Genomic DNA, 26,434 nt, shown 5'->3' with positions numbered 1-26,434 from the left:
TATTAAATGTTAATTAGTGATATAATATATACTAAGGAAGGGTATTTGGGGGGATTAAAGTTGCACTATGAATTTTTATTTCTAATAGTAATAGCCTTTGTATATTTTTACTCAATAGAGTTTATTAAATATAGAGAAATAAAATATTTATATGATAGAACTAATGAAATAAATAATACTTTGCTTAAAATATCAGAGGATCTTCAAAACTATGAAGACATAAATAATCTATATAAAAAAATGCTATATGATACTGTAAATCTTATTAAGGGTGCTGACTGCGGAAGTATTCTTATTTATAACAAACAAAAGGATGAGATGGAGTTTGTGGCCGCAATACCCTTTGATTTAAATGAACTTAAAAAGATAAGATTAAAAAGAGAAGAATTATATCTTTACAATACTACAAATCTTAAAGCTCCAGACATAATTAAAAATCCTGCTTACTTTGACAGCATAAACATGAGCGAGGAAAAGTTTCATAAACTAAATTCAAGTCGGGCACTGGATATAAAAGCAACTCTCAGCGCACCCCTATATATAAATGGTGAATTTTATGGTGTTATAAATGTTGACAGTAAAAAAAGCGAAAATGCCTTTTCTGATAAGGATATAGAGCTTATTAAATATATAGCGAGGCAGCTTGAAACAGCAATAAAAAACGCTCTATTAATGAATGAGCTTATTGAAATCAATAGAATAGATAAACTTACCGATGTATATAACAGGCGGTATTTTGAAGAGATTATGGAAAAGGAGATAAAAAGGGCTGCAAGATATAATAATATTTTTTCACTTATAATGATAGACATGGATAACTTTAAAATAATAAACGACAGCTATGGGCATAATATGGGTGATGAAATATTAAGATACTTTGTAGATGTAATAAAACAGAATATAAGGTCTACCGATATAGTTTCAAGGTTTGCAGGGGATGAGTTTATTATAGTAATGCATAGTTGTGACAAAGAGCAGGCACTGCAAAAAATTGAAGATATAAGAAGTTATTTAAAAAATCATACCTACTGCAATATAAGCGTTGAGTTCAGTGCAGGGGTTTGTACCTATTATAAGGGCGCAACCCTTCAAGATATTATAATAAGTGCTGATAACAGCATGTACGAAGAAAAGAGGCAAAGAAAGGGGTTCAGCAGCTGCGTTTATTTTTAAGCAGCTGCTATTTTTTAATTGCTTCTTGCAAAGCTTAAGTTTAAACATTATCATATTACAAGGGAGGTTTTAAATATGGCTGATATAATACAGTCCCTATCGAGGGAATTTAATATTAAAGAATGGCAGGTTAAAAACACAATAGAGCTCATTGATGGTGGAAATACCATTCCTTTTATCGCAAGATACAGAAAGGAAGCAACTGGGGAGCTTGATGATACTATACTTAGAAACTTTTATGAACGCCTTACATATCTTAGAAATCTTGAGAGCAGAAAAAATGAGGTTTTAAGGCTTATAGAAGAACAGGGGAAATTAAACGATGAAATCAAAAAGAGCATAGAGGATGCTGTCAGCATAACTGAAGTTGACGATATATACAGGCCCTTTAGGCCAAAGAAAAGAACAAGGGCTACTATTGCAAAGGAAAAGGGATTAGAGCCTTTATCTTTATTTATAATAAATCAGGAATTTAAGGGTTCTTTAATTGAGGAAGCTTCAAAATATATAAATGAGCAGTTTGAGGTTTTAAGTGCAGATGATGCAATAGCAGGTGCTCTTGATATAATAGCAGAGGATATATCGGATAATGCTGATTACAGGAAAGAAATAAGAGCTATGACCTATAAAGAAGGACTTTTAGTATCAAAAGCCTTAAAAGAGGAAACATCTCCCTATGAGATGTATTATAAATACTCTGAGGCTGTAAACAGAATTGTGCCCCATAGAATTCTTGCAATTAATAGAGGGGAAAAGGAGGAATTTTTATCCGTTAAGATAGAAGCACCGCAGGATAAGATATTATCATTTCTTGAAAGCAATATAATTAAAAGGAGCGGCGAAGAGACGGAATATATAAAATCAGCGGTAAAGGACAGCTATTTAAGGCTTATTGCACCTTCAATTGAAAGAGAAATTAGAAATCTTCTCACAGAAAAGGCTGAGGAGCAGGCTATAAAGATTTTTTCTGCTAATTTGAGAAGCCTTCTTATGCAGTCGCCAATTTCAGGGAAGGTGGTTTTAGGTTTTGACCCAGGATTTAGAACGGGATGCAAAATAGCCGTGGTTGATGAAACAGGAAAGCTTTTAGATACTGCAACTGTTTATTCTACAGCACCTCAAAACGATATTGAAGGAAGTACTAAAATTTTAAAAGAACTCATATATAAACATAATGTAGACATAATATCCCTTGGCAATGGAACAGCATCGAGGGAATCTGAAATATTTATTGCTGATGTTATAAAACAAGTTGAAAATGAGAGCGGCAGGAAGGTTTACTATGTTATAGTGAGCGAAGCAGGGGCATCGGTTTACTCTGCATCGGAGCTTGCCGCAAAGGAGTTTCCAGATATTAATGTATCGTTAAGGGGAGCAGTATCTATTGCAAGAAGGCTTCAGGATCCTTTAGCAGAGCTTGTTAAAATAGATCCTAAATCCATAGGAGTTGGGCAGTATCAGCATGATGTTTCCCAAAAAAAACTTGACGAGAGCTTAAAGGGAGTTGTTGAGGACTGCGTAAACTCTGTTGGCGTTGACCTAAATACTGCCTCTGCATCGCTTTTAACATATATATCCGGAATCAATTCTGCAATTGCTAAAAACATAGTAGAGTACAGAGAAGAGAATGGTAAGTTTAAAAACAGGAGAGAGCTTTTAAAAGTAAAAAGGCTTGGAGAGAAAGCCTTTGAACAGTGTGCAGGATTTTTAAGGATACTTGATGGTGATAACATATTCGACAATACTGCTGTTCATCCTGAATCCTATGAAGCTGCAACAAAACTTTTAGAGGTTTTGGGATACAGCCCTGAGGATGTTAAAAATAGAAAGATAAAGAATATAGATGAAAAAGTTAAGATGAGAGGAATAGAAAACCTTGCAGATTCTCTCAGCATTGGAGTACCTACCTTAAGGGATATAATATCAGAGCTTAAAAAGCCTGGAAGAGATCCGAGAGAGGATGTTCCAAAGCCAATACTAATGTCTAATGTTTTAGAGTTAGAACATCTAAAGAGCGGAATGATATTAAAGGGAACGATTAGAAACGTAGCTGACTTTGGAGCTTTTGTTGATATAGGGGTTCATCAGGATGGACTTGTACACATATCTGAGATATCAGATAAATTTATAAAACATCCCCTCGAGGTTTTAAAGGTTGGGGATATTGTAAATGTAAAGGTTCTTGATGTCGATTTAAGAAGAAAAAGAATATCACTTTCTATGAAGGGAGTATAAGGGGGAAGGACAATGATACTTATTAAAAACGGTACAGTTTTAACTATGGCAGGTAAAACCATTGAAAATGGAGAGGTTTTAATAGATGGCGGAAAGATTTTAAAGGTTGGTAAAAATCTTTCATACAGCGGTGAGGTTAAAGTTTTAGATGCTGATGGAGGCTATATAATGCCTGGAATCATAGACGCCCACTGCCACATAGGTATGTGGGAGGATGCTGTGGGTTTTGAAGGAGCTGATGGGAATGAAGCAACGGATCCAGCAACTCCCCATCTTAGGGCTATAGATGCTATAAATCCTATGGATAAATGCTTTAAAGAAGCCTATGAAAACGGAGTAACCTGTGTTTGTACAGGTCCTGGAAGCGCTAATGTTATAGGAGGAACCTTTACTATTATTAAGACAAAGGGAAAAAGGGTTGATGATATGATAGTAAAGGAACCTGCTGCAATGAAGGTAGCCTTTGGTGAAAATCCTAAATCCACCTACGATGATAAACATCAGATGCCAACAACGAGGATGGCTATTGCTGCAATACTAAGGGATTATTTATACAGGGTAAAGGATTATATGAAGGCAAAGAAGGCAGGGGAAAAGGACGAAGATGATATGCCGGATTTTGATATAAAGATGGAGAGCTTAATTCCTGTAATCGAGGGTAAAATTCCCCTAAAGGCTCATGCTCACAGAGCTGATGATATTTTTACTGCAATCAGAATAGCAAAGGAATTCAATTTAAAACTTACTTTAGATCATTGTACAGAGGGACATTTAATTGCAAAGGAGCTCTCAAAGGAAGGATATCCAGCTATAGTTGGACCATCCCTTACTGAGCGTTCAAAGATAGAATTAAGAGAGCTTACCTTTGAAACAGCATCGGTTCTTTCAAAAGAAGGAGTTAAGATTGCTCTTATGACTGACCATCCTGTAATTCCTGTTCATTATCTACCACTCTGCGCAGCCCTTGCAGTAAAGGCAGGACTTGATGAAAATACTGCACTTTGTGCAATAACTATTAACCCTGCCCAAATACTTGGAGTAGATGACAGAGTTGGTTCTATAGAAGAAGGAAAAGATGCTGATATTGCGGTATTTGACAGGCATCCTCTTGATATACAGTCAAAAACAAAATATGTGCTTATAGATGGAAAAATAGCTTTCGAAAGATAATTGCAGGTAAATCCTGCAATTTTTTTTTATAAAAAATATAAACTTATTTTTTTTTAAAACGATAATTAATATAGATTAAATTATTATTAAAAGGCGTGATGATATGTTAAACAATGAAATCTATAATAATATATTATCTTCCCACTATAGCAAAAACAAAAGAAGTCCGGAATACTATGTCGAATTTATCGAAAAATATCTTAAAAATAAATATAAAAAGATATTGTATTTAAAGGATGAAGTAGTATTAAAGGAAGATATTGTAGATGACTATTTTTATTTTATTGAGAAAGGGAAGGTTGTTTTAACAAAGCAAAATTATTATGGTAAAAAAAGCTGCTATGGATATCTTACTGAAGGAGATTTTTTTGGGTACTCAGCCTTTTCTTATTTATCCGAGGTTGTAGGATATAAGGCCCTTACAAATTGTTATATTTATGCAATAGAAGTAAAAGCTGCAAAAGAATTAGTATCCCAAAGTGAGGAATTTAAAAATGAAGTTCACTATATTTTTGTAGATACTTTAAGAACGCTTACTTTAAGGCAGGGAAGTCTTGCGTCGGGTGAGTGCAAAACTTCCTTTGTGAATTTTATATTTGAGTATTTTAAAAATTATAGTAAAATCGATGAAAAAGGGAATATTGTTGTAAATCTCGACTTAACTCTTTCTCAGATTGCTGAAATACTAAATATGACAAGGGAAACACTATCGAGGATATTAGCTGAAATGAAGAAGGACAAGATTATTGAAACCAAGAGAAAATATATTAAAATACTTGACTTGTCAAGGTTTATTGTGTAGTATAATAAATGAAAAATAAAATCTTCAGGGCAAGGTGAAATTCCTGACCGGCGGTAAAGCCCGCGAGCCGAGAGGCATGATCCGGTGTGATTCCGGAGCCGACAGTAAAGTCTGGATGAAAGAAGATGTAATGCGTATTTTAACTCCTGAAGATTCAGGAGTTTTTTTATTGCATCTGCCCTGACATTAAGGAGGGTTTTTATGACAAACAAAAAATTATCAAAACTAATTAAAGTATCAGTTTTAGGGGCTATGGCCTTTGTGCTTATGTTTTTAGAGTTTCCTCTGCCAATATTTCCAGAGTTTTTAAAAATAGACATAAGCGATATTCCAGCACTATTTGCAGCTTTTTCAATTGGTCCCTTTGCAGGAATTTTAGTTGAATTTTTAAAAAATCTGCTTCATTTAATAGTTAAAAACAGCACAGCAGGAATAGGAGAACTGGCAAATTTTATAGTGGGCAGCGCAATGGTATATGTCGCAGGTATTATTTATAAGAGAAATAAAACAAAAAAAGGAGCGCTAATAGCATTAGTTTTTGGCACTATAGCAATGGGGATTACAGCATCCCTTGGAAATTACTTTGTATTTCTTCCTCTATATGAAAGCGTCCTTGGGTTTCCAATAAAAGCAGTTGTAGGTCTTGCAGCAAAGGTAAACAGCAGCGTAAAGGATATAAACACTCTTATAATATACAGTATACTTCCTTTTAATATACTAAAGGGTATAATAGTATCAATTGTTACTATGCTTGCATATAAAAAAGTATCACCAATACTGCATAAATAATTATTTTTAAAGCCCAAAGTTTATTATAAGCTTCGGGCTTTAAAATTTAGGATTATTAAAAGCATTTTTTAACTATGTTTAAGGCCTCGCCGCAGACATCTTTCTTTGCTGCCATATCATAAAGTATTTCAAAGGCTTTTTCCTTTGGCATTCCGCTTTTGTATGGTCTATCCGATGTTAAGGCTTCGTATATATCGCAAATAGCAAGAAGTCTGTCTTCAAGACTCAAATCTTCTGATTTAAGCCCCTTTGGATATCCTGTTCCATTTGGCTTTTCGTGATGGTTTGAAGCCCAAGAGGCTATATCTTCAAGACCTTTTATCTTTGAAAGTATTAAATAGGTGTAATAAGTGTGGCATTTTATTATAGAAGTTTCAATTTCATCAAGCTTTCCGTTTTTGTTTAGTATATAATTTGGAACTGCAAGTTTTCCTATATCATGAAGCAGAGCGGCAATAGAAAACTTAACTTTTCTCTCATAGCTGAAGCACAGATAATCAGATATTTTTTCAGTAAGCTTTGAAAGATTATAGGAATGTTTAAAGGTAAAGTGGCTGTTATTATCTATTATATCCGCAAAAACTACAGCTATAGATTTTAAATCCTCAAGGCTTACAGGTATATAATCCTTAGGGATGACATCATTTATTACATTTGAGCTGAAGGATAGGTTATCAACATCCCACCAGAACATTTCAACGCTTTGTGCCTTTATAAACAAATCCGTTATAAAGGGAGATAAAATAGTACCCCTTTCTTTTAATATGTAGTCTAAAATTTTTTTCCTTTGGAAATAGTTAGGCTTTGTTTCGTCGTATAAAATCTCGAAAATATCAGCAAGTCTTATAATCTGAGAAATTAAAGGTATATCATCTTTAGAAAGTTTAAAGCAGCCAGTTCCATTATAATTTTCATGATGGTATTTAACAAATTTTGATATATTAGAATCTATGGGGAATTTCTTTAGTATATCTTCACCATTAAGGCAGTGCTTCCTAATAAATATATCATCTCCATGGCATTTATCTATTGATGAGGTAACGCCTATGTCATGAAGAACGGAACTTATATATACATCATTTAAAAAATCTTTATCTTCATTTATAAGCTTTGCTATACAAAGAGAAACATAACAGGTTCTTTTTGAATGGTTAAAGAATCTATGCCTTTCTATTGGTGAAATATTAGATTTTTTATCTAAAAGGCTTTCTTCATAGGAAATGCTGCAGTGGGATAAATCTATTGCCATTGATAAAGATGATAGAAGTTGATTTAAATCAATATTTAACATAAATCCTCCTAAACTTTAATAATTATTTTCCGATAACAATTATATAACATAAAATTTTCGACAAATCATTGCTATATTTTCCATTATATCTTAAAATAATATATAATTCTATTAAGCAAATAAAAAAATTTTGGGGGTGTTAATGTGAAGGGAACAGTTGTATCTACATGGCTGAAAACATGCAGAGAACTATATGGAAATGAGATAGTTGACAAATCTATGGAACAGGCGGGAGAGAGAAGTGATAGAACCTTTTCGCCTTTAGAGGATGTTGAGGATAAAAAAATACATTCTATAATAGATAATATTGCAAAATCAAAGGGAATAACTACATCACAGATATGGAGAACAATTGGATTTAATAATATTATAACCTTTTCAAAGGATTATCCAGCTTTTTTTAAACATGATAATTTATACAGCTTTTTAAAGTCTATGTATGATGTTCATGTAATAGTAGTTAAAAGAATAGCAGGGGCAAAACCTCCAATACTTAACTTAAAGCCTGTTTCAAATAGAGAAGCGATTTTTACATACAATTCTAAAAGAGGCATGTTTGATTACTTTCTTGGACTTATAGATGGCTCGGCTAAATATTATAATGAAAATATAAAGATTGAGGAAATTAGAAAAGACAGTGAAAACCTTGAAATTAAACTTATATTTGAAAAAGATATTTATTTTGTAAAAAACTATAGATTAAATAAATTAATGTCCTTTGGTTTTATAAAAAATATAAATTTAAAGGCAGCATTATTTACATCAATTTTCGTTTTACTATTAAATTTAGCAGCTACTGTTCCGCTAAAATCTTTTAATATTTTTGGAGTACTATCAGCCTTTATAGGTTCTTTTTTATCATGCTTTGCAGCTTTAAGTATTATGAATAAGCCAATGAAGGATATTTTAAAAGAGATAGATATTATAAAAAATCATGAATATGTTGAAAAAGGGAAAATAGTTACTAAGGATATATATGAAGATATATACTGCATTTTAAATGAATATAAGGATCTTGTCAGAAAGGATTTTGTAGGAATTAAAGGGCTTACTGATGAGATGAATACCTTCAGCAATACATTAAAGGGAATAGCAGATAAGATGAATCAGACATCAGGAGAAATCTCAGGGGTTGTTGAACAGGTTGCTATGGCTGCTATGACTCAGGCACAGGAGACAGAAAGCTCAGTTTCTCTTTTAAATACTAATGTTGAGGCTATAAAAACTGCTGTTGAGCTTGAAATGGAAAATAAGGATAAACTTGAAAATGCAGTTGATGGAATTGATATGAGCTTTAAAAATGTTGACAGCACAGCCCAAAAATTAAATGAGGTTTTAGATAAATTTGAAGAGGTTAAAAACAGCGGATTAAATCTTCAAAGCAGAGCTAAGGGAATAACCGATATAGTTAGCCTTGTATCTTCGATTGCGGAGCAGACAAACCTTCTTGCTCTAAATGCTTCTATTGAGGCTGCAAGGGCAGGCGAAGCAGGAAGGGGATTTGCTGTTGTTGCAGAGGAGGTTAGAAAACTTGCTGAACAGTCAAATAATGCTGTAAAAGATATAAACAGCAGCCTTATGGAATTTATAAGCGAAATAGAAAATCTGGTTTCAAACCTTGGGGAGCAGTTTAAAGTTTTAAAGAATGAAAATAGTAATCTTAATGATGCAGTTAACAGCAGCAATGCAGCAAAGGATAAGATAAAGCAGGTGGCATCAGTTATGATAGATACTTCAAATAAACTTGAAGCTGCAACAAATGCAATTTCTGAAGTTTACGGCAAGATAGAATCCCTCGCTGCAATAGCACAGGAAAATTCAGCTTCTTCTCAGGAGGTTAGTGCAAATGTGTCAAGCTATACAGAACAAATAAAGAAACTTACAACAAGCATAGCTGATTTTAACAAACTTACTGAGCAGTTTAAGGAGGATGTAGATATTTATAAGATATAAAAGAACCGCATAGGTTCTTTTATTTTTTGGAATTTAAGGCTAAAATATAGATGTTGATTATTATAGAATAGAGGTAGAGAGTATGATTATAAAAACAACAAGCGTTGAGGAAACTTATGAGCTGGGAATAAAAATAGGAAGGGTTTTAAATAGTGGGGATATCATATCTTTAAACGGAGATTTAGGAGCAGGAAAAACCCAGCTAACGAAGGGAATTGCAAAGGGCCTTGAGGTTGAGGACTATATTACAAGCCCAACCTTTACCATAGTCAATGAATACAGGGGAAGACTTCCTTTATATCATTTTGATGTTTACAGGATTAATGATATAGAAGAACTTTATGAAATAGGTTTTGATGAATATATTTTTGGGAACGGCATATCCATTATTGAATGGGGGGATATGATTTCTGAAATACTTCCAAAGGATATTATAAAGATAAATATAAAAAAGGTAGATGAAAATATTCGTGAAATACATATAGATTCTAATAAACTAAATTTAGGAGGAATAAAATGAGGGTACTATCTATAGAATCATCTCTTAGCGCCGCCGGGGCTGCTGTTATAAATGATAACAAACTTGAGGCGGAAATATTTTTAGATTATAAGCTTCAGCATTCTGTGGTGCTTCTTCCAATGATAGAAAATCTTTTAAAGATGCTTGAGGTAACTATGGATGATATAGATGCCGTTGCGGTATCTGCAGGACCGGGATCCTTTACTGGGCTTAGGATAGGGCTTGCAGCAGCCAAGGGATTAGCACAGGGGAAAGATAAGGATTTTATTGCTGTGTCAAGCCTTGATTCTATAGCTTTTGCGCAAGTAGGATTTGACGGCATTATATGCCCTATTATGGATGCTCTAAGGGATAACGTTTATACATGCAATTTCAGATGGGAAAAGGGAAAACTTATAAGGCTTTGTGAATATGAAGCTCTTCATATAAATGAACTTTTGGAAAAGTTAAAAGATGATAAGGTTATGTTTTGCGGAGATGGAGTTAAAATTCATGAAAAAATAATTAAGGAAACACTAAAGGATAGAGCATATTTTGCACCGCTTTCTACTATGATGCCAAGGGCTGCATTTCTTGGAGAGCTTGCACTTTTAAGGCTTAAAGATGGTGAAAAGCAAAGCATATATACCTTCAGCCCCATATATATAAGAAAATCCCAGGCTGAAAGGGAGTATGAAAAAAGGACAGGTGAAAATCTTGAATGATATAATTTTCAGGGATATGGAGCTTTCGGATATAGATGATGTTTATTTAATAGAGAGATTAAGTTTTACCTCCCCATGGCAAAGGGAGTCCTTTTACAGCGAGCTTACTACAAACAAATGTGCACTATATAGAGTAGCTGTTAAGGATGAAATCGTTATAGCCTACGGTGGTATGTGGGTTATGCTTGATGAGGCTCATATTACAAATATAGCTGTTCATCCAGAATATAGAGGAGTTGGAGCAGGAAGCCTTCTTCTTGAGGATATGATTAATTGCTGCAGGGGAAAAGGTGTACATGCAATGACTCTCGAAGTAAGAAAAAGCAATATACCTGCTATTAATCTTTATAAAAAATATAACTTTATTGAGGTTGCTGTAAGGAAAAAATATTACAGCGATAATAACGAGGATGCTATTATTATGTGGAAATATGATATTTAAAAATATATGGTAATTATTTCAATTATGTAGTATAATTTACTAAATATTAGTTTTGAATTAAGGAGGGGTTCTATGTATATAAGAGCCTTGATGCTCCCAAAGGAAGAGCTTACAACAGTAACACCTGAGGATAGCCTAAGGGTTGCACTGCAAAAGATGAATGAAAAGGATTTTTTGTCCATACCGGTTTTAAAGGATAAGAGATTTCTTGGAATAATTTCAAGGGAAAGAATATACTCTGAGTACTTTGAAGTTGGAGGAGATAGAGATGATTATCTTGACTTTAGGAAAGTAAAGGATTTGATGAGAGTAGATATTCCTTCTTTAAGCCCAAATGATGAAATTGAAAAGGCATCCCATGCTCTTGATATATATGGGGTTCCATTTATTGCTGTAGTTAATGATTACGGAGTTTTTGAGGGTATTATTACACACTATGCTATTTTCAGGCAGTTTTCAGAAGCTCTTGGCATAAATAAGGGACAAAAGATTACAGTTCTTGCCTATGACATACCAGGTCAGATAGCAAAGCTGACGGAGATAATTTCAAGGTTTGGAGGAGACATTATAAGTTTTGTGGTTCTTGATCCTAAGGTTAAAACTGATGTTAAAGAGATAGTAGTAAGAGTAAGATGCAGCAGCATGGTAAGGCTTGTTGATGCCGTAAGGGATGCAGGATTTAGAGTACAGTAAAAGGCACAGTGTATACATACACTGTGCCTGAACGGGGATATTTACCATGGGAAGCTGCTTTTATTTAAATTATTACCACATTTATAAAGTTTATACATAATATTTAGTGCCACTCAGCTAACGAAACAAATTTTTTGTATTGCAGCTTGGGTGGCGTTTTTGCGAGGGGGTGTTTTTATGTTTGATAATATTAGGGGTATTATGGAAAAGCATGACATAAAATATTCTTTAATAGTTAAAAATCTTTCAACAGGTGAAATGCTGAATATAAATGGAGATACCTCTATTCCATCTGCAAGCACTATTAAGGTTTTTATTATGGCGGAGGCTTTCAGACAGGCTAAAGAAGGTAAAATATCACTAAAGGAAAGAATTAAAGTTGATAAAAGTTATCATGTACCCTACAGCATAATATCTCTTCTAAGTGAAGATAATACCTATACAATAATGGATTTAATAACCTTAATGATTATACAGAGCGATAATACTTCTACCAATGTTTTAATAGATATTCTTGGCATGGGTAAAATAAATGATTATATAAAATCCTTAGGCTGCAGCTTAACTGTTCTTGAAAGAAAGATGATGGATTTTATAGCGAGAGATAAAGGACTTGAAAACAAAACCTGTGCAAGGGATTTAACTCTTTTTATGGAGCTTTTATATAAGGGAGAGGTTGTAGATGAGAGCTCTTCTAAAATTATGATGGATATTTTAAAGCATCAGCTCGATACTTCTATGATGGCATATTTTATTCCTGAAGAAGTTAGTATCGCACATAAAACAGGGGAAGTTTCAAGAGTTGACCATGATTTTGGAATAGTTTTTTTAGATAATTTAGATTACATATTTACCATGATGACCTATGATGTAAAGTCTAACAACGATGCAAGGTTTGCAATAGCACAGGTTTCAAAGGAAGTTTATGACTATTTTATTGAATCTTATAAATCATTTTAAGCTTAGGGGGGATATTATGAAAATACAGGATTATAAAATATATCAGGCAGACATTCCTTTAAAAAGGCCCTTTAAAACTGCTCTTAGGACTTTAAAGGTTTTAAGTACTATAATAGTTGAGATAATTACAGATACAGGGGAAATAGGTTTTGGTGAGGCATCTCCAACAGCTGTTATAACTGGGGATACTTTGGGCTCTATAAAAGAATCTATTGAAAATTTTATTTTCCCTTCAATTAAGGGCATGGATATTGATGATTTTGAAAATATACTTTTAAAGATTAATAAATGTATGATTAAAAATTATAGCCCTAAGGCAGCTGTTGATATTGCTGTACATGATTTGTTTTGCCAAAAATATAAAATGCCTTTATATAGATATTTTGGAGGAGCGAAAAAAGAAATTGAAACAGATATTACGGTAAGCATAGGCGATGAAGAGAAAATGGCAATTGAAGCCTTAGAGTATGTTAATAAAGGTTATAGAATACTTAAAATAAAAGTAGGCATTGACAGCAGCCTTGATATAAAAAGGATTCAGGCCATAAGGGATGCTGTTGGCTATGACATTAAGATAAGGCTTGATGCAAATCAAGGATGGAAACCTAAGGAAGCAGTAAGGGTTATAAGAAAGATGGAGGATATGGGGCTTGATATTGAACTTGTTGAGCAGCCGGTTGTATATTATGATTTTGAAGGCCTAAAATATGTGACAGATAATGTTGACATACCTATTATGGCTGATGAATCCTTATTTTCACCCTATGATGCGTTAAAACTTTTGAATATGCGTGCCTGCGATATTTTAAACGTAAAGCTTATGAAGAGCGGAGGACTTTACAATGCACAAAACATTTTAAGTATTGCACAATCCTGCGGTGTGGAATGTATGATAGGAAGCATGATGGAAAGTAAGGTTGGAATTACTGCTGCATCATCTCTATCAGCAGGGAAAAACATTGTGACAAGGTCAGACCTTGATGCATCAACTCTTCTATCGGAGGATATTGCAGTTGGAGGAGTTATAATCGATGGCAGAAATATAAAAATGTCTGAAGATTTTGGTCTTGGAATTAAGAAAGTAAAAAATAATCTTTCTTTATATGAATAATATAGTAAAATATATATAAAATTAAAAATATTTATTCAATTATGGGGAGGGATTTTAAATGAAACTTGAAGGGAAGGTACTGGTTGCACAGGGCGGCGGGCCTACAGCCGTTATCAATCAATCCCTTGTAGGTGCAGTTTTAGAGTCGAGGAAATTTCCTCAAGTAACAAAGGTTTACGGAGCGGTTCATGGAGTTGCTGGAATAATTAAAGAGGACTTTCTTGATTTAACTCAGGAAACAACCCACAATCTTGAACAGGTTGCACTAACTCCATCCTCTGCACTTTTTTCAACGAGGGATAAGCCTGATGAAAAATACTGCAAAGAAATTTTCAATGTTTTAAAAGCCCATGACATTAGATATTTTTTCTATATAGGCGGTAATGATTCGGTTGATACTGTTAGAATTGTAAATGAAAACGCAAGGCTTTCTGATTATGAATTTAGGGCAATACATATACCAAAGACTATTGATAATGATTTAGTAATAAATGACCATACTCCAGGATACGGTTCTGCTGCTAAATTTGTAGCTCAGGCCTTTACTGGAATCAATCTCGATGTTAGAGCTCTCCCTGGCGTTTATATAGGTGTTGTTATGGGTAGACATGCAGGTTTTTTAACAGCAGCATCATCCATTGCACAAAAATACCCTGATGATGGCCCGCATCTTATATATCTTCCTGAAAGGCCTTTTAACATAGAAAAGTATCTTGAGGATGTTAAAAGAATTTATGAAAAATACGGAAGATGCGTTATTGCAGTATCTGAGGGTATTTGTGATGAGGAGGGCAATCCTATTGTTACAAAACTTTTGAATAATGTTGAAAAGGACGAATTTGGAAATGTGCAGCTCTCTGGAACAGGTGCATTAGGAGATCTTTTGGCAAATTATATAAAGAAAAATCTAGGAATTAAAAGGGTTAGAACGGATACCTTCGGTTATCTTCAAAGGTCTTTCTTTGGCTGTGTATCAGACGTTGACCAGCATGAGGCAAGGGAAGTTGGAGAGAAAGCGGCACAATTTGCAATATGGCACAACCTTGACGGCTCAATAACTATTCACAGAACAGGAGACTATTCTGTTGATTATCAGCTGACTAACCTTGAAGAGGTTGCAGGCAAAACAAAACATATGCCCGATGAGTTTATAAACAGCGAAGGTAACAATGTAACTGAAGCCTTCAGGCATTATGTACTCCCGCTTTTAGGATCAGGGCTTCAGCAGGCACACAGATTAAGGGCACCAAAAGTGCCGAAACTTTTGAAGAAGGAGTAGGGAAAGGCTGGCTTTAAATAGAATTTAATATCTATTTAAAGCCAGCCTTAATAATTTGTAACAAATATTTTTTATAGCATTAAAATGAATTATTAAATATAATTATTTTAAGATATAAAATATTTTAATTATTAAATTATTTATACAATTTATAGAAACTTTGCTAAGGATAAGACACTATTTGAAGGAGGCAATATATGAAATCGTTATTTTGTAAAATAAAAAAAGGTATAAAGTTAAAAAGCGTTTTTCAAAGACTTATTATTTCCTATATTGTTGTAATATCTATAATTCTTTTAATATTTACTTTAGTATTATATCAAGGATATAAAAAACAGATGATGGAGCAATCGGAAGATACATCAAAGAAAATATTGAATCAAGCAGAATATTATATTGGGTATACATTAAACTGGGCAAAATCATATATGTACCAGTTATATTTAGATGAGGATGTATATAATTTAATGTTTAATAATAAAAGCCCGTCATTAATAGGAGAGACTAAAATAAAACAGGCAGCTCTAAAACTTCCTTTTGTACAGTCAATATATATTTATAATTATAATACTAATATTATATATACTTCTATTGGTAATTCAGCTAAATATAATAGTTTTTATGATAAAGAAATAATTGATATTATCAAGAAAAATAATGAAACTATGAGCACAAAATTTATTCCTAGGAAAATAGCAATAAGTATAAGTAATCAGAAATACCAAAAAGATGTTTTGTCAATTATGCTTACAAATATTAAATCAACAAATGAAAGCGTTCCATATGGTGCAATAATACTCAATGTGGATGCTGATTCTGTACAAGCTTATTTTAAAGATATGTCTCAAAAAGGATATAATCTTTTTGCAATTGATAGAAACGGAAGGATTATATTTGGTTCTAATACTGATATGTTTTTAAATAACATTTCGTCACAAGGTTATATACAAAAAATATTAAATTCGGATATTGAAAGCGGAAGCTTTTTGAATAAGATTAATGGGAAACCTTATATTATTACATATAAAACAAGTGATAATTTAGGTTTAAAGTTAATAAATATTGTTCCATATGAGACACTTATGGGAACAATTTCTCGAATGATACAGTATATGATAAAAACTTTTATTATTTTATTTATTTTAGCGTTAATTCTTTCTTTTTTATGTTCTGAAAAAATATATTCACCAATTGCTGAAGTAATAAAAACATTAAAAAATTATTATGATGAAAACAATGATTTTGGTGATGCCTTGAAAGAAATAGATAGTACTGATATTGAATATATGACAAAAGCAGTTGATGCAATTATTCAAAAATCTGAAGATGCAAGGAAGCTATCTGATGTTGATGCTAATTTTATAAAAAAGAACATAATAATGGATTTATTATTGAATAAGAAACCTGGTACAGATGACGTTAGAAAAAGATTAATAGAACTAGGAGTTAACCTCGAATTTAAGTATATATATGTAATTCTTATTAAGATAGATAGGTATAAGCAGCTTATACAACAAAAATATTCACAGGATAAAATATTAGCAATAGAAAACAAAGTAATTTTAACAGCTGAAAATGTATGTTCTAAATATTATAAATGTGAAATTTTAAATTTTAATGATAATGAAGTTTGCGTTATTATTGACTACAAAGAAGATAATGAACAAAAATCAATTGATAAAATAATAGAATTAATTAAAAAAATACAGGATATATTATACGATGATAATATTTCCGTTTCAGCCTCAATTAGCAAGCTATCTCATGGAATTGAAAATATTTCAAAGGCATACAACACAGCTCAACATTATATAAATTACAGATTTAAATATGGTTTAAAATCAATTCTATATAACGAGAAAATAAATTCTGATATTACTGCTGAGTATAAATATAATGAAAATAAGGAACAAGTAATATTTAAATGTATTAAGTCTGGAAATATTGAGGAAACAGAAAAGGAATTAGATAACATGTTCAAAAGTTTCATGGAGTTGTCATATAGTGATATGATTATTGCTGTAACTCAGCTTGTAATAAACATTATAAGGGTTATAAATAATATGATGAGAATGAATAGAGAAAGTGTATATATAAATACTGGTGATTTTATGAATAATATGGACAGTTATGAAACAATAGATGATATAAAAAGCTATATAATGGGATTAACAGTATATGTTTCTGAAAAAATGAAAGATAAGAAGAGCTCGAAGAAAAACGATGTTGTAGATAAAGTAAAAAATTATATATTTTTGAATTACACTGATCCATCAATATCTCTTGAAGAAATTGCAGAAAAAATGAAATTATCTCCAAGTTATTTAAGAGTACTTTTTAAGGAAATTGAAGGTAAATCATTGTCAACTTTTATAAATGAAGTAAGGTTTGAGAATGCTAAAAAACTTCTTGAGACAACGGATCTTACTGTAGCTGAAATAGCAGAAAGAGTAGGTTTTTCAAACAATAATTATTTTTATACTGCTTTTAAAAAGTTTTATGGTGTTTCTCCAAATCAATACAGAAGTGGTATATAATCGAAATGTTAAGAAGAAATTTAAGTATTAAGTAGTTTAAAGTTCGGTTGATATAATAAAAATAATATCAGCCGAATTTAATTTTACGATATAAATATTTAGACTTTCGATTGGAAATATAAATATAAAATGTAAATCATAAGAAAAAACATTCAAAAATTAATTAAATTATCAAATTTTAAAGTTTAAAAAATGAAAAAAATAAACATTTCAATAATCTTTAAACTGTAAAAAAAATTAATTATGTTATAATATTTAGACGTTAACACAAAATTCTGAAAATAAACAAAGGAAGGTGATAGCTGAAAAATTAAATATGTTTGTTTTGGCTTTTATTAATAAATTTATTAAAGAGGGGGATTTTTGTATGAAAAAAGTAACAAAAATTTTAAGTTTAATGGTTATTTTAACAATGTTGGCTGTATCATTTATAGGATGTGGTAAAAAGACAGCAGAGCAACAGACTTCAAATAATAATACAGCAAGTAATAATGAAACAAAGCCAATAAAAATAGCCGTTGTATTAAAAGCATTAAATAGTGATTACTGGAAAATAGTACAAGCAGGTGCAATGGATGCAGCAAAACAGCTTGGTGTTGAGGTTGAAGTTTTAGGACCTAATGCAGAGACAGATATAGCAGGACAGACATCAATAATGGAAGACCAGATTATTAAAAAAGTTTCTGCATTAGTTGTTGCTCCGTCTCAACCAAGTGCTGCTATAGCAACATTTGATAAAGCAGCAGAGGCAAATATTCCAGTATTATTAATAGATACAAATGCAAACTGGGATAAGAAATTATCCTTTATTGGAACTGGTAACTATGCTGGTGGAGAAGTTGGCGGCAAGTTTATTGCAAGTAAACTTCAAAAAGGTGATAAAGTTGTTATTATAAGAGGTGCTTTAGGAGACGGGACTCATGATGAGCGTGTAAACGGTGCAAAGAAGGCTATGGAAGATGCAGGCCTTCAAGTTGTGGCTGTTCAACCTGCTAACAGTGATAGAAATATGGGTATGTCAGTTATGGAAAACTTGCTTCAAACATATCCTGATGTAAAAGCAGTATTTTGTTCAAATGATGAAATGGCACTTGGTGCACAAAGAGCAATTATGCAAGCAGGAAAGAAAGGAATAATAACTGTTGGTTTTGATGGCTCACCAGATGCTTTAAAATCAATAAAAGCAGGTGAACTTACAGGTTCAGTAGCTCAAAGCCCATATAATATAGGTAAATTTGGTGTTGAAGCAGCAGTAAAAGTTGCAAAGGGTGAAAAAATCGATGCAAGAATAGATACTGGTACAAGTATGATAACTGCTGAAAACGTTGATCAAGCTCAAGCAGATCTTGATAAAATATTAGGCAAAAAATAATTAAAGATAAAATAAGTGGTGAAGTTGAATCCGGTATTGCATTTAATAGAAATGACAGCAGAGGTTCAACTTTAATCACAATATGGAGATGAGGTGACAAAAAAGTGCAGCCATTTTTAGAACTTAAAGGTGTATCAAAAGTATTCCCTGGGGTTAGAGCACTCGATAACATTAACCTTGAAATACTTCCTGGAGAAGTACATGGTTTGGTTGGAGAAAATGGAGCTGGGAAATCAACACTTATTAAAATTTTAACTGGTGCTTATAAAAATGATGCTGGGAAAATATATATAGAAGGAAAAGAAGCTCAAATAAATGGTCCAAGAGATGCTATGAAATATGGAATTACAGCTATTTATCAAGAGCTTAATACTATTAAAGGTCTTTCAGTAGCTGAAAATGTTTTTTTGGGTAGAGAAATAAAGCAAAATGGAGATAGGGGACTTTTAAATATTAAAGAAATGAGAAAAAAATCTCATGAGTTGTTAAAGGGACTTGGACAAGATATTGATACAAAACAGGATGTTGCTTTGCTTGGAATAGGTCAGCAGCAAATGGTTGAAATTGCAAAAGCATTGAGCATTAAAACAAAACTTTTAATAATGGATGAACCAACTTCAAGCCTTACAGGAAGAGAGGTTAAGGAACTTTTAAGAACTGTAAGAGAACTTAAAAGCAGGGGAATTGCAGTTATATATATATCACATAGGCTTGAGGAAGTTATGGAGATATGTGATAGAGTGACTGTCATGAGGGATGGAATGAAGATTACAACTCTTCCAATTGAAAAAGTTACTGTTGATGAGCTTATAAAGCTTATGGTAGGAAGAAATTTAGAGCAACAATTTCCTAAAATAAAAGTTGAAATAGGAGAGGAAGCTCTAAGAGTTGAAAATTTGACAAGAAAAGGTACTTTCGAGAATATTAGCTTTAATGTAAAAAAAGGAGAAATAATAGGAATAGCTGGACTTGTCGGAGCGGGAAGAACAGAAGTTGCCAGAGCTATTTTTGGTGCTGATGAGATTGATTCAGGTGAAATATATATTGAAAATAAGAAAGTTAATATAAAATCTCCAAAGGATGCTATGAACCTTGGTATTGCATTTTTGACTGAGGACAGAAAAGGTCAGGGACTTGTGCTTGATAATACAATAGATTTTAATGTACATATAGCATCCTATAAAAAGTCTTCAAATGGATTGCTATTGAATTTAAAAAAGCTTAAAGAAACTACGAGGGAAAATATTAAAAAACTTAACATTAATCCGCCAATTGAAAATTTTGTTGCAAGACAGTTAAGTGGTGGAAATCAGCAAAAAGTAGTTATTGCAAAGTGGCTTAATACAAACGCGAGGATATTTATTGTTGATGAACCAACACGAGGTATAGATGTTGGTGCAAAAGTTGAAGTGTATAATATTTTAAATAATCTTATCAAAGATGGAGCAGCAGTAATAATGATTTCTTCGGAACTACCTGAAATTCTTGGAATGAGCGATAGAGTGTATGTAATGCATGAAGGAAGAATAACAGCAGAGATAGATAGAGCTCATGCAACTCAAGAAAATATTATGCTTGCAGCGACAGGAGGTAATTAAATGAGCAATTTAGAATTAAAAAATGTAAAGGCTGAAAGATTTCAAACTACAGATAAAAAATCTGTTAAAAGCTATATTTCAAAATTTGGTTCGCTTCTTGGACTTTTACTTTTATGCATAGCGCTAACCTTTGCTTCGTCTCACTTTTTAACTCTTAAAAATATTATGAACATAGCAAGACAGTCGGCTATAAATAGCTTGATTTCGGTAGGTATGCTTTTAACCATTTTAACTGCTGGTATAGATCTTTCTGTTGGTTCAGTACTTGCATTATCTACTTGTATAATGGGTGTTGCTGTAGTAAAATGGGGGATAAATCCTATACTTGCTATGCTTATGTGTATTGCAATTGGTGCTTTTTTAGGCTTTTTAAATGGTGTTATGCTTACCAAATTGAAATTACCCCACCCTTTTATATCAACACTTGGAATGAAAAATATTGCAAGAGGTCTTGCACTTATAGTTACAGCAGCTTCACCAATATCAGGTTTTCCTAAAGCTATACAATATATAGGTGCAGGATTTATAGGTCCAGTTCCAGTTAGTTTTATACTTGTAATAATCGTTTTTGTACTCTTTTCAATATTCCTAAATAGAACAGCACAAGGGAGATATATATATGCTGTTGGTGGAAACCTTGAAGCGTCAAAACTTTCAGGAATTAATGTGGAAAAAACTTTAATACTTGTATATACTCTATGTGGTCTTATGGCTTCAGTAGGAGGACTTGTATTAACAGGAAGAGTTAATGCTGCATTTCCCCTTGCAGGGCTTGATTATGATCTCGATGCAATTGCAGCTTGTATAATAGGTGGGGCATCTTTTATGGGGGGATCAGGAACAGTTTGGGGAACATTAATAGGTGCAATGATTATGGCAGTTTTAAGAAATGGCTTAAATCTTCTTGGTGTTTCAGCAGATCTTCAAACGGTTGCCATAGGTGCTGTTATAATTGCAGCTGTATATGTTGACGTTTTAAGACGCCAAGCAGAAAAAAAGGCAAAAACTCAAACTGTATGATTTTAAAAATATATTCATATAAAAAACCTGTTATTATTAACAGGTTTTTTATATGAAATTAAATTTTGCAATTATGAAAAGTTCTAAAGTCTTTTGGATACATTGATGTATATTTTTTAAATAGTAAAGAGAAATAGTTTGTATTTTCAATTCCTACATTTGAAGCTATTTCATATACTTTTAAATTAGTACTTAATAAAAGTTCTTTTGCTTTATCAATTCTAACCTTCATTATTTTTTCTGTTAATGTTTGCCCTGTTTTACTTTTATAAAGTCTACTAAGATAACTGCTATTTAAATGCACATGCTGGGCTATTGAAGATAGAGTTAATTCTTTATTATAATGTTCTTCAATATATTTATTTATGATATCTATCAATGAATGGTTATACTGATTTGCTTTATTAGTTTCAGCTATAACAAAATTTATTTCAAATAACAGTATCTTATATATTTCTTCAATATTTTTGCATTGTGATATTTTGGAACCTATTGGCATATGATTTATGAAAGATGAATCGTTTTTAGGAAGAAGCCCTAATAAATATGAAAATAACAGCATGCTAAAGTTTTTAGTATCGCTTATAGAGACATTTTCATTTTTATAGATTTCAAACAATTGCTTTAAATTTTTTGAGGCATTATCATATTCTCCAGATTGAACTGATTTTAAAATGTTATCAAAAGAGGTGTTGATTGAGAATATAATATCCATATCATTTATGCTTTTATGTTGAGTATAAATAAATATATTCTTATCTATATAAAATTTTGTTGAAATGGCCTGTAATGCTTCTTCGTAAGCGATGTTTATATCTTCTATATTATTTTTTAAACTGCTTACACCTAATATAAAATTAATATTAATAAGTTTATTAACTGAATGAATTATTTCATTGCATATATCAGTTATTGTTTGAAGACTTGAATTGTTTTTATTGACATTTATAAAAATACATAGATTTTTATTATTTATAGTAGCAATAAAATGATTATTATTTTTTAAAACTATTGATATAAGATTTTTTAATCCATAGATTTCGGTTTCAACCTTTTTACTTTTTTGTAAATCTTCAAAGTTATTTTCAGAAGCTACCTCTACAACTACAGCGTAATAATTATCAAGTTTAATCTCTAATGAATTTGCTTTATTAAAAATTGTAGAAGTATCTGTAATAATTCTATTAATAACTTTTAAGAGAAAACTTTCACGTAATTCTTCTTTTGTTTTAGAAATTTCATCCTCTAAAACGTTAATTTTTAATGATTTAAATTTTTCATTTTCTATAATTGTTTTAGCTTTATTTATGGCTTCGATTAATTTATCAAAGGATGTAGGCTTTAATACAAAATCAACCACGCCATATTTTATTGCTGATTGGGCATAAGAAAAATCACTGTATGCAGTTAAAATTATTATTTTTGTTGAAGGATATTTAAGATATATGTATTTTGATAATTCAATACCATCCATTTCTGGCATCTTTATATCTGTTATTACTATATCAGGTTTATAAACTTCAAGTTTTTCTGAGGCATCAGTTCCGTTTGCAGCAATATATACTATTTTACAATCAAGATCATGCCAAGGAATAAAATTTGCTAATCCTCTTCTAACGGTAGATTCATCATCAACAATCATAATACTATACATCTATATTTCCCCCTCTATCTTGTGGAATGAAAATAGTTGCTTCTGTACCACATCCAATTGTGCTTTTAATTGATAGTCCATATTCTTCTCCATATATAAGTTTTATTCTTTTGTTTGTATTAAAAAGTCCTATATGAGACTTATATTTACTTTTTATATTATTGATATCAATTTTATTAGTATCAAATCCTATACCGTTATCAAAAATCGAAATAATTACTTTATTATTTTCAAAAATAACCTTTATTATAATTTGCCCGCCTTCTCTTTTTGATTCTAAACCGTGAATAATAGCATTTTCTACAATAGGCAGAATACATAACTTTGGAATATAATAGTTTTTTGATTTTTCATCATCACAATATATTATATAATTTAATCTATCGTCAAATCTCATTTTTTGAAGCATTAAATATGAATTAATTATTTTTAATTCTTCTTCAATAGTAATTTTATCATTTTTATTTAATGCAATACTTGCACGCATTATTAAAGATAGAGATGCAATCATTTCATAAATTTTTTGGTTGTTTGAAAATTTAGCTTCCCAACTAATTGTTTCTAAAACGTTAAATAGGAAGTGGGGATTTACCTGAGATTGAAGAATTGCAAGCTCAGTTTCCCTAAGTAGTAGCTGCTTCTCATATACTTGATATATTAAATAATTTATTTTATCTACTGCGTTATTAAGAACTGTATTTAGTTGGTTTAATTCGATGTATTTTGATGAAGGAAGTTTATGATTAAAGTTACCTTTTTTTAATTTTTCAGCTGTTTCAGTAAGAATTTTAATTGGCTTTACAACTTTTGATGATAAATAAATACCTATAATAAGTGAGAAAAGTATACTAAATAATATTGTAAAAAGATAGTTTTTCATATTGAGCTTTAGATATGAAAAAACTTCATCTTTAGGTACTGCAACAAGAGAATTTAAATTATATTCAGGAATTTTTTTTGTTGCAGCAAGATAGGGTTCCCCATTTATTGAAATTTCTTTTATATTATAAGAATTAGAGGGAATTTCAACTATATCATTTAATTTTTTACTTAAGTTATTCATATCTATATCTGAAAATATCATTCCATCATTATCATATATAATTATTCTTATATTTCTATAGTTTATTAAACTATTATTGATTTGGGAAAGCATCTTAGCATCGATTCCTAAAACTATAGTGCCTAATTTCTCTAAGGTATTTAAATCATAAATATTTCTTGCAAAGTAAATGGTTTGGTCATTAAAATCGGGTGCAACAATTTTTTTCTCGTTTTTTGATGAATATAGAGATAGAGCAATTTTATAATTTCTTTGTGAAGATATTGAAGTAAATGGGTTTCTTGAAATAGAATAATATGTATCTGAGTTTTCAAAAATAAAAACAGATTTTAAAAGTTTTTTATCCCAAGCATAATTAAATGATAGGAGATTTTCAACTTGGCGAGTTATTTCAATATTTTTTTTAGCTTTTAAATAGACATTATTTTTTGAATTTATTGTAATAATTGATCTTATAATTGGATTTGAAATAAAAATCATCGATGTTTTATTTATTATATCTAATTGATTTCCCAAATTATCGCTTACAACCTTTACTGAATCATTTAGGTTATTACTAAGGTTTTTGCTTAAAAGCAAATAAGTATTTTTATATAAATATATATAAGAAAGTCCCATTGGAATAAGTACTATAATAATTATTGTAATTGTAAATTTGTATCTTATCGAATAAAGACATTGATAAATAAAATTGTGAACTGAAATATAAATTATATTTAATATAAATTTAATTTTGTTTAATATTATTGAATACATAATTTCACATCCGTTTATTTAATTGTTGCTAATATAAAAATACCAATAATTTATGCTTTTGTAAATTTTGAAAATTATATAAATAATATTAGTAAAAATAATAAAGAAAAGCAAAATAATTAATGCTAAATACTATATTAATGTTTATAAAATATACTATAAATTTTGAATATGTAAAATAAATAAAAAATTTAGTATATATATTTTATTACTTTTTTTTTATAACAGATTATTATTATATATATAAGATTTAATTAGGAGGGGGAAAAATGAGAAAGAAAATTAAATTGTTAACTACTATCACGCTTTTAGTTATGTTCGTTCTTTCTCTGACTTCATGTGGAAAAAAACAAGACGGACAAACACAAAATAGTGAAAATGCAGGAAAGAATGAACCAATTGTTATTAAATATCCTTCATTTCAAGTAGGAGTAAATTCATACGCTCCAGTTTTAGCAAAAAACATAGAAGAGTTCAATAAAAAATATGAAGGAAAAATAAAGGTAGAAATAGAAGAAATACCAGGAGACCAGGCATATGTTGATAAGATGAAAGTTCTTTTATCAGCAAATGAACTTCCTGATATAGTATATGCAGGAGGATATAATCTTCTTGATCCAGCTCTTGAAAAGAATGCGGTTGTTGATTTAACTCCTTATCTTGATGCTGACCCTGAATGGAAAGCAATGTTTTCAAAGGAAGTATTAGAATTTAATAGTAGGAATGGTAAAATATATTCACTTCCAAATGAAAGACAGGTTATTGGATATTTCTATAATAAGGAGCTGTTTAAAAAGGCTGGTATAAATGAACCTCCAAAAACATGGGATGAGTTCTTTGCAGTTTGCGATAAGTTAAAAGCTGCAGGAATCACACCGCTCTCAATGGATACTCAAGACTCAGGCTGGCTTACATCACTTTGGATGAATTCAATGGTTGGAACAAATGGTGACAATGGCAACAAGCTGTTTAGTGTAAAATATAAATACAAAGAGTTGCAGAAATAAAATACAAATAAAAAAATGGAAAAAAGTCATTGCCAACATCCTCAAAATAAACTACCCTTTAGTTGATGAGGCTAAAGGGGGTAGAAAGGAATGTTAACAATGACTCAAGTTAAGAATATCAAAAAGCTGTACTATAGTAAAGGGAAAAAAGTAAATGAAATTGTTAAAGTTACTGGGCATAATTACAGAACAGTAATAAAATATCTTGAAAAAGCTGATTTTAATCAAAGTTTAGGTAAACAAGAAGGAGATAAAAGAGGACGGCCTAAGAAGATTGAACCCGTAATACCAATAATTAATAGGTG

Annotated in this window: 21 protein-coding genes, 1 pseudogene and 1 riboswitch; of the genes and pseudogenes, 19 read left to right on the top strand and 3 right to left on the bottom strand. The window is 31.2% G+C overall.

Going from position 1 to position 26,434, the window contains the following annotated elements; translation table 11 throughout:
- The first annotated feature begins 60 nt into the window (after window positions 1–60).
- The 5 genes from B5D15_RS00110 (at window position 61) to B5D15_RS00090 (ending at window position 6,169) form a co-directional block, all read left to right on the top strand.
- Window positions 61–1,173 (top strand): sensor domain-containing diguanylate cyclase, encoded by a 1,113-nt coding sequence (locus B5D15_RS00110; protein WP_179122127.1) that lies wholly within the window; start codon window positions 61–63, stop codon window positions 1,171–1,173.
- 75 nt (window positions 1,174–1,248) lie between these two features.
- Window positions 1,249–3,408, top strand: coding sequence for a Tex family protein (locus tag B5D15_RS00105; protein ID WP_078695067.1), 2,160 nt, complete (start codon window positions 1,249–1,251; stop codon window positions 3,406–3,408).
- Window positions 3,409–3,420: 12 nt separating this feature from the next.
- Window positions 3,421–4,578, top strand: a complete 1,158-nt coding sequence (locus tag B5D15_RS00100) for an amidohydrolase (protein ID WP_078695066.1) — start codon at window positions 3,421–3,423, stop codon at window positions 4,576–4,578.
- A 103-nt stretch (window positions 4,579–4,681) separates the two neighbouring features.
- The gene (locus B5D15_RS00095; protein ID WP_078695065.1) at window positions 4,682–5,380 is read left to right on the top strand and encodes a Crp/Fnr family transcriptional regulator; all 699 of its coding nucleotides are present in this window, start codon (window positions 4,682–4,684) and stop codon (window positions 5,378–5,380) included.
- Between the two features lie 16 nt (window positions 5,381–5,396).
- Window positions 5,397–5,511, top strand: a riboswitch (FMN riboswitch).
- A gap of 70 nt (window positions 5,512–5,581) precedes the next feature.
- Window positions 5,582–6,169, top strand: coding sequence for an ECF transporter S component (locus B5D15_RS00090; protein ID WP_078695064.1), 588 nt, complete (start codon window positions 5,582–5,584; stop codon window positions 6,167–6,169).
- A gap of 55 nt (window positions 6,170–6,224) precedes the next feature.
- Here B5D15_RS00090 and B5D15_RS00085 read toward each other — a convergent pair whose 3' ends face one another.
- The gene (locus B5D15_RS00085; protein ID WP_078695063.1) at window positions 6,225–7,460 is read right to left on the bottom strand and encodes an HD-GYP domain-containing protein; all 1,236 of its coding nucleotides are present in this window, start codon (window positions 7,458–7,460) and stop codon (window positions 6,225–6,227) included.
- 144 nt (window positions 7,461–7,604) lie between these two features.
- Here B5D15_RS00085 and B5D15_RS00080 point away from each other — a divergent pair, with 144 nt between their 5' ends.
- The 12 genes from B5D15_RS00080 (at window position 7,605) to B5D15_RS00025 (ending at window position 21,649) form a co-directional block, all read left to right on the top strand.
- Window positions 7,605–9,413, top strand: a complete 1,809-nt coding sequence (locus B5D15_RS00080) for a heme NO-binding domain-containing protein (protein WP_078695062.1) — start codon at window positions 7,605–7,607, stop codon at window positions 9,411–9,413.
- An 82-nt stretch (window positions 9,414–9,495) separates the two neighbouring features.
- Complete coding sequence (gene tsaE / locus B5D15_RS00075) at window positions 9,496–9,933, top strand: tRNA (adenosine(37)-N6)-threonylcarbamoyltransferase complex ATPase subunit type 1 TsaE (RefSeq protein ID WP_078695061.1); 438 nt, start codon at window positions 9,496–9,498, stop codon at window positions 9,931–9,933.
- The gene (gene tsaB / locus B5D15_RS00070; protein WP_078695060.1) at window positions 9,930–10,637 is read left to right on the top strand and encodes a tRNA (adenosine(37)-N6)-threonylcarbamoyltransferase complex dimerization subunit type 1 TsaB; all 708 of its coding nucleotides are present in this window, start codon (window positions 9,930–9,932) and stop codon (window positions 10,635–10,637) included. Before tsaE ends, tsaB begins: the two co-directional genes overlap by 4 nt.
- Window positions 10,630–11,079 (top strand): ribosomal protein S18-alanine N-acetyltransferase, encoded by a 450-nt coding sequence (gene rimI / locus B5D15_RS00065; protein ID WP_242948653.1) that lies wholly within the window; start codon window positions 10,630–10,632, stop codon window positions 11,077–11,079. Before tsaB ends, rimI begins: the two co-directional genes overlap by 8 nt.
- Before the next feature lie 72 nt (window positions 11,080–11,151).
- Window positions 11,152–11,772 carry a CBS domain-containing protein gene (locus B5D15_RS00060; protein WP_078695058.1) on the top strand — a complete coding sequence of 207 codons (621 nt, stop codon included), beginning with the start codon at window positions 11,152–11,154 and terminating at the stop codon, window positions 11,770–11,772.
- A 177-nt stretch (window positions 11,773–11,949) separates the two neighbouring features.
- Window positions 11,950–12,732: a serine hydrolase gene (locus B5D15_RS00055; RefSeq protein ID WP_078695057.1), complete on the top strand. Its 783-nt coding sequence runs from the start codon at window positions 11,950–11,952 to the stop codon at window positions 12,730–12,732.
- Window positions 12,733–12,748: 16 nt separating this feature from the next.
- A complete protein-coding gene (locus B5D15_RS00050; RefSeq protein WP_078695302.1) occupies window positions 12,749–13,843 on the top strand; it encodes a dipeptide epimerase in 1,095 nt (364 codons plus the stop codon).
- Between the two features lie 58 nt (window positions 13,844–13,901).
- Entirely contained in the window at window positions 13,902–15,122 is a 1,221-nt protein-coding gene (locus B5D15_RS00045; protein WP_078695056.1) for a 6-phosphofructokinase, read from the top strand.
- A 197-nt stretch (window positions 15,123–15,319) separates the two neighbouring features.
- Window positions 15,320–17,659: an AraC family transcriptional regulator gene (locus B5D15_RS00040; protein ID WP_078695055.1), complete on the top strand. Its 2,340-nt coding sequence runs from the start codon at window positions 15,320–15,322 to the stop codon at window positions 17,657–17,659.
- Between the two features lie 367 nt (window positions 17,660–18,026).
- Window positions 18,027–19,031 (top strand): sugar ABC transporter substrate-binding protein, encoded by a 1,005-nt coding sequence (locus tag B5D15_RS00035; protein WP_078695054.1) that lies wholly within the window; start codon window positions 18,027–18,029, stop codon window positions 19,029–19,031.
- Between the two features lie 104 nt (window positions 19,032–19,135).
- Window positions 19,136–20,629: a sugar ABC transporter ATP-binding protein gene (locus B5D15_RS00030; RefSeq protein ID WP_078695053.1), complete on the top strand. Its 1,494-nt coding sequence runs from the start codon at window positions 19,136–19,138 to the stop codon at window positions 20,627–20,629.
- Window positions 20,630–21,649: an ABC transporter permease gene (locus tag B5D15_RS00025; RefSeq protein ID WP_078695052.1), complete on the top strand. Its 1,020-nt coding sequence runs from the start codon at window positions 20,630–20,632 to the stop codon at window positions 21,647–21,649.
- A 58-nt stretch (window positions 21,650–21,707) separates the two neighbouring features.
- Here the strand turns inward: B5D15_RS00025 and B5D15_RS00020 are convergent, their stop codons facing one another.
- Window positions 21,708–23,303 (bottom strand): response regulator, encoded by a 1,596-nt coding sequence (locus B5D15_RS00020; protein ID WP_078695051.1) that lies wholly within the window; start codon window positions 23,301–23,303, stop codon window positions 21,708–21,710.
- On the bottom strand, window positions 23,296–25,122 hold the full coding sequence (locus tag B5D15_RS00015) for a sensor histidine kinase (RefSeq protein ID WP_078695050.1): 1,827 nt from the start codon (window positions 25,120–25,122) through the stop codon (window positions 23,296–23,298). Before B5D15_RS00015 ends, B5D15_RS00020 begins: the two co-directional genes overlap by 8 nt.
- Window positions 25,123–25,391: 269 nt before the next feature.
- Here B5D15_RS00015 and B5D15_RS00010 point away from each other — a divergent pair, with 269 nt between their 5' ends.
- Window positions 25,392–26,129, top strand: coding sequence for an ABC transporter substrate-binding protein (locus tag B5D15_RS00010; protein ID WP_078695049.1), 738 nt, complete (start codon window positions 25,392–25,394; stop codon window positions 26,127–26,129).
- Between the two features lie 90 nt (window positions 26,130–26,219).
- Window positions 26,220–26,434: pseudogene (locus tag B5D15_RS00005) on the top strand (IS21 family transposase); the annotation flags it as partial.

Origin of the sequence: Caloramator quimbayensis, assembly GCF_900167605.1 — a bacterium.
In the GTDB taxonomy this organism is placed as follows: Bacteria; Bacillota; Clostridia; order Clostridiales; family Caloramatoraceae; genus Caloramator_B; species Caloramator_B quimbayensis.
Note: the sequence above shows the minus strand (reverse complement) of the source record. Positions and strands in the feature narration are given on the sequence as shown.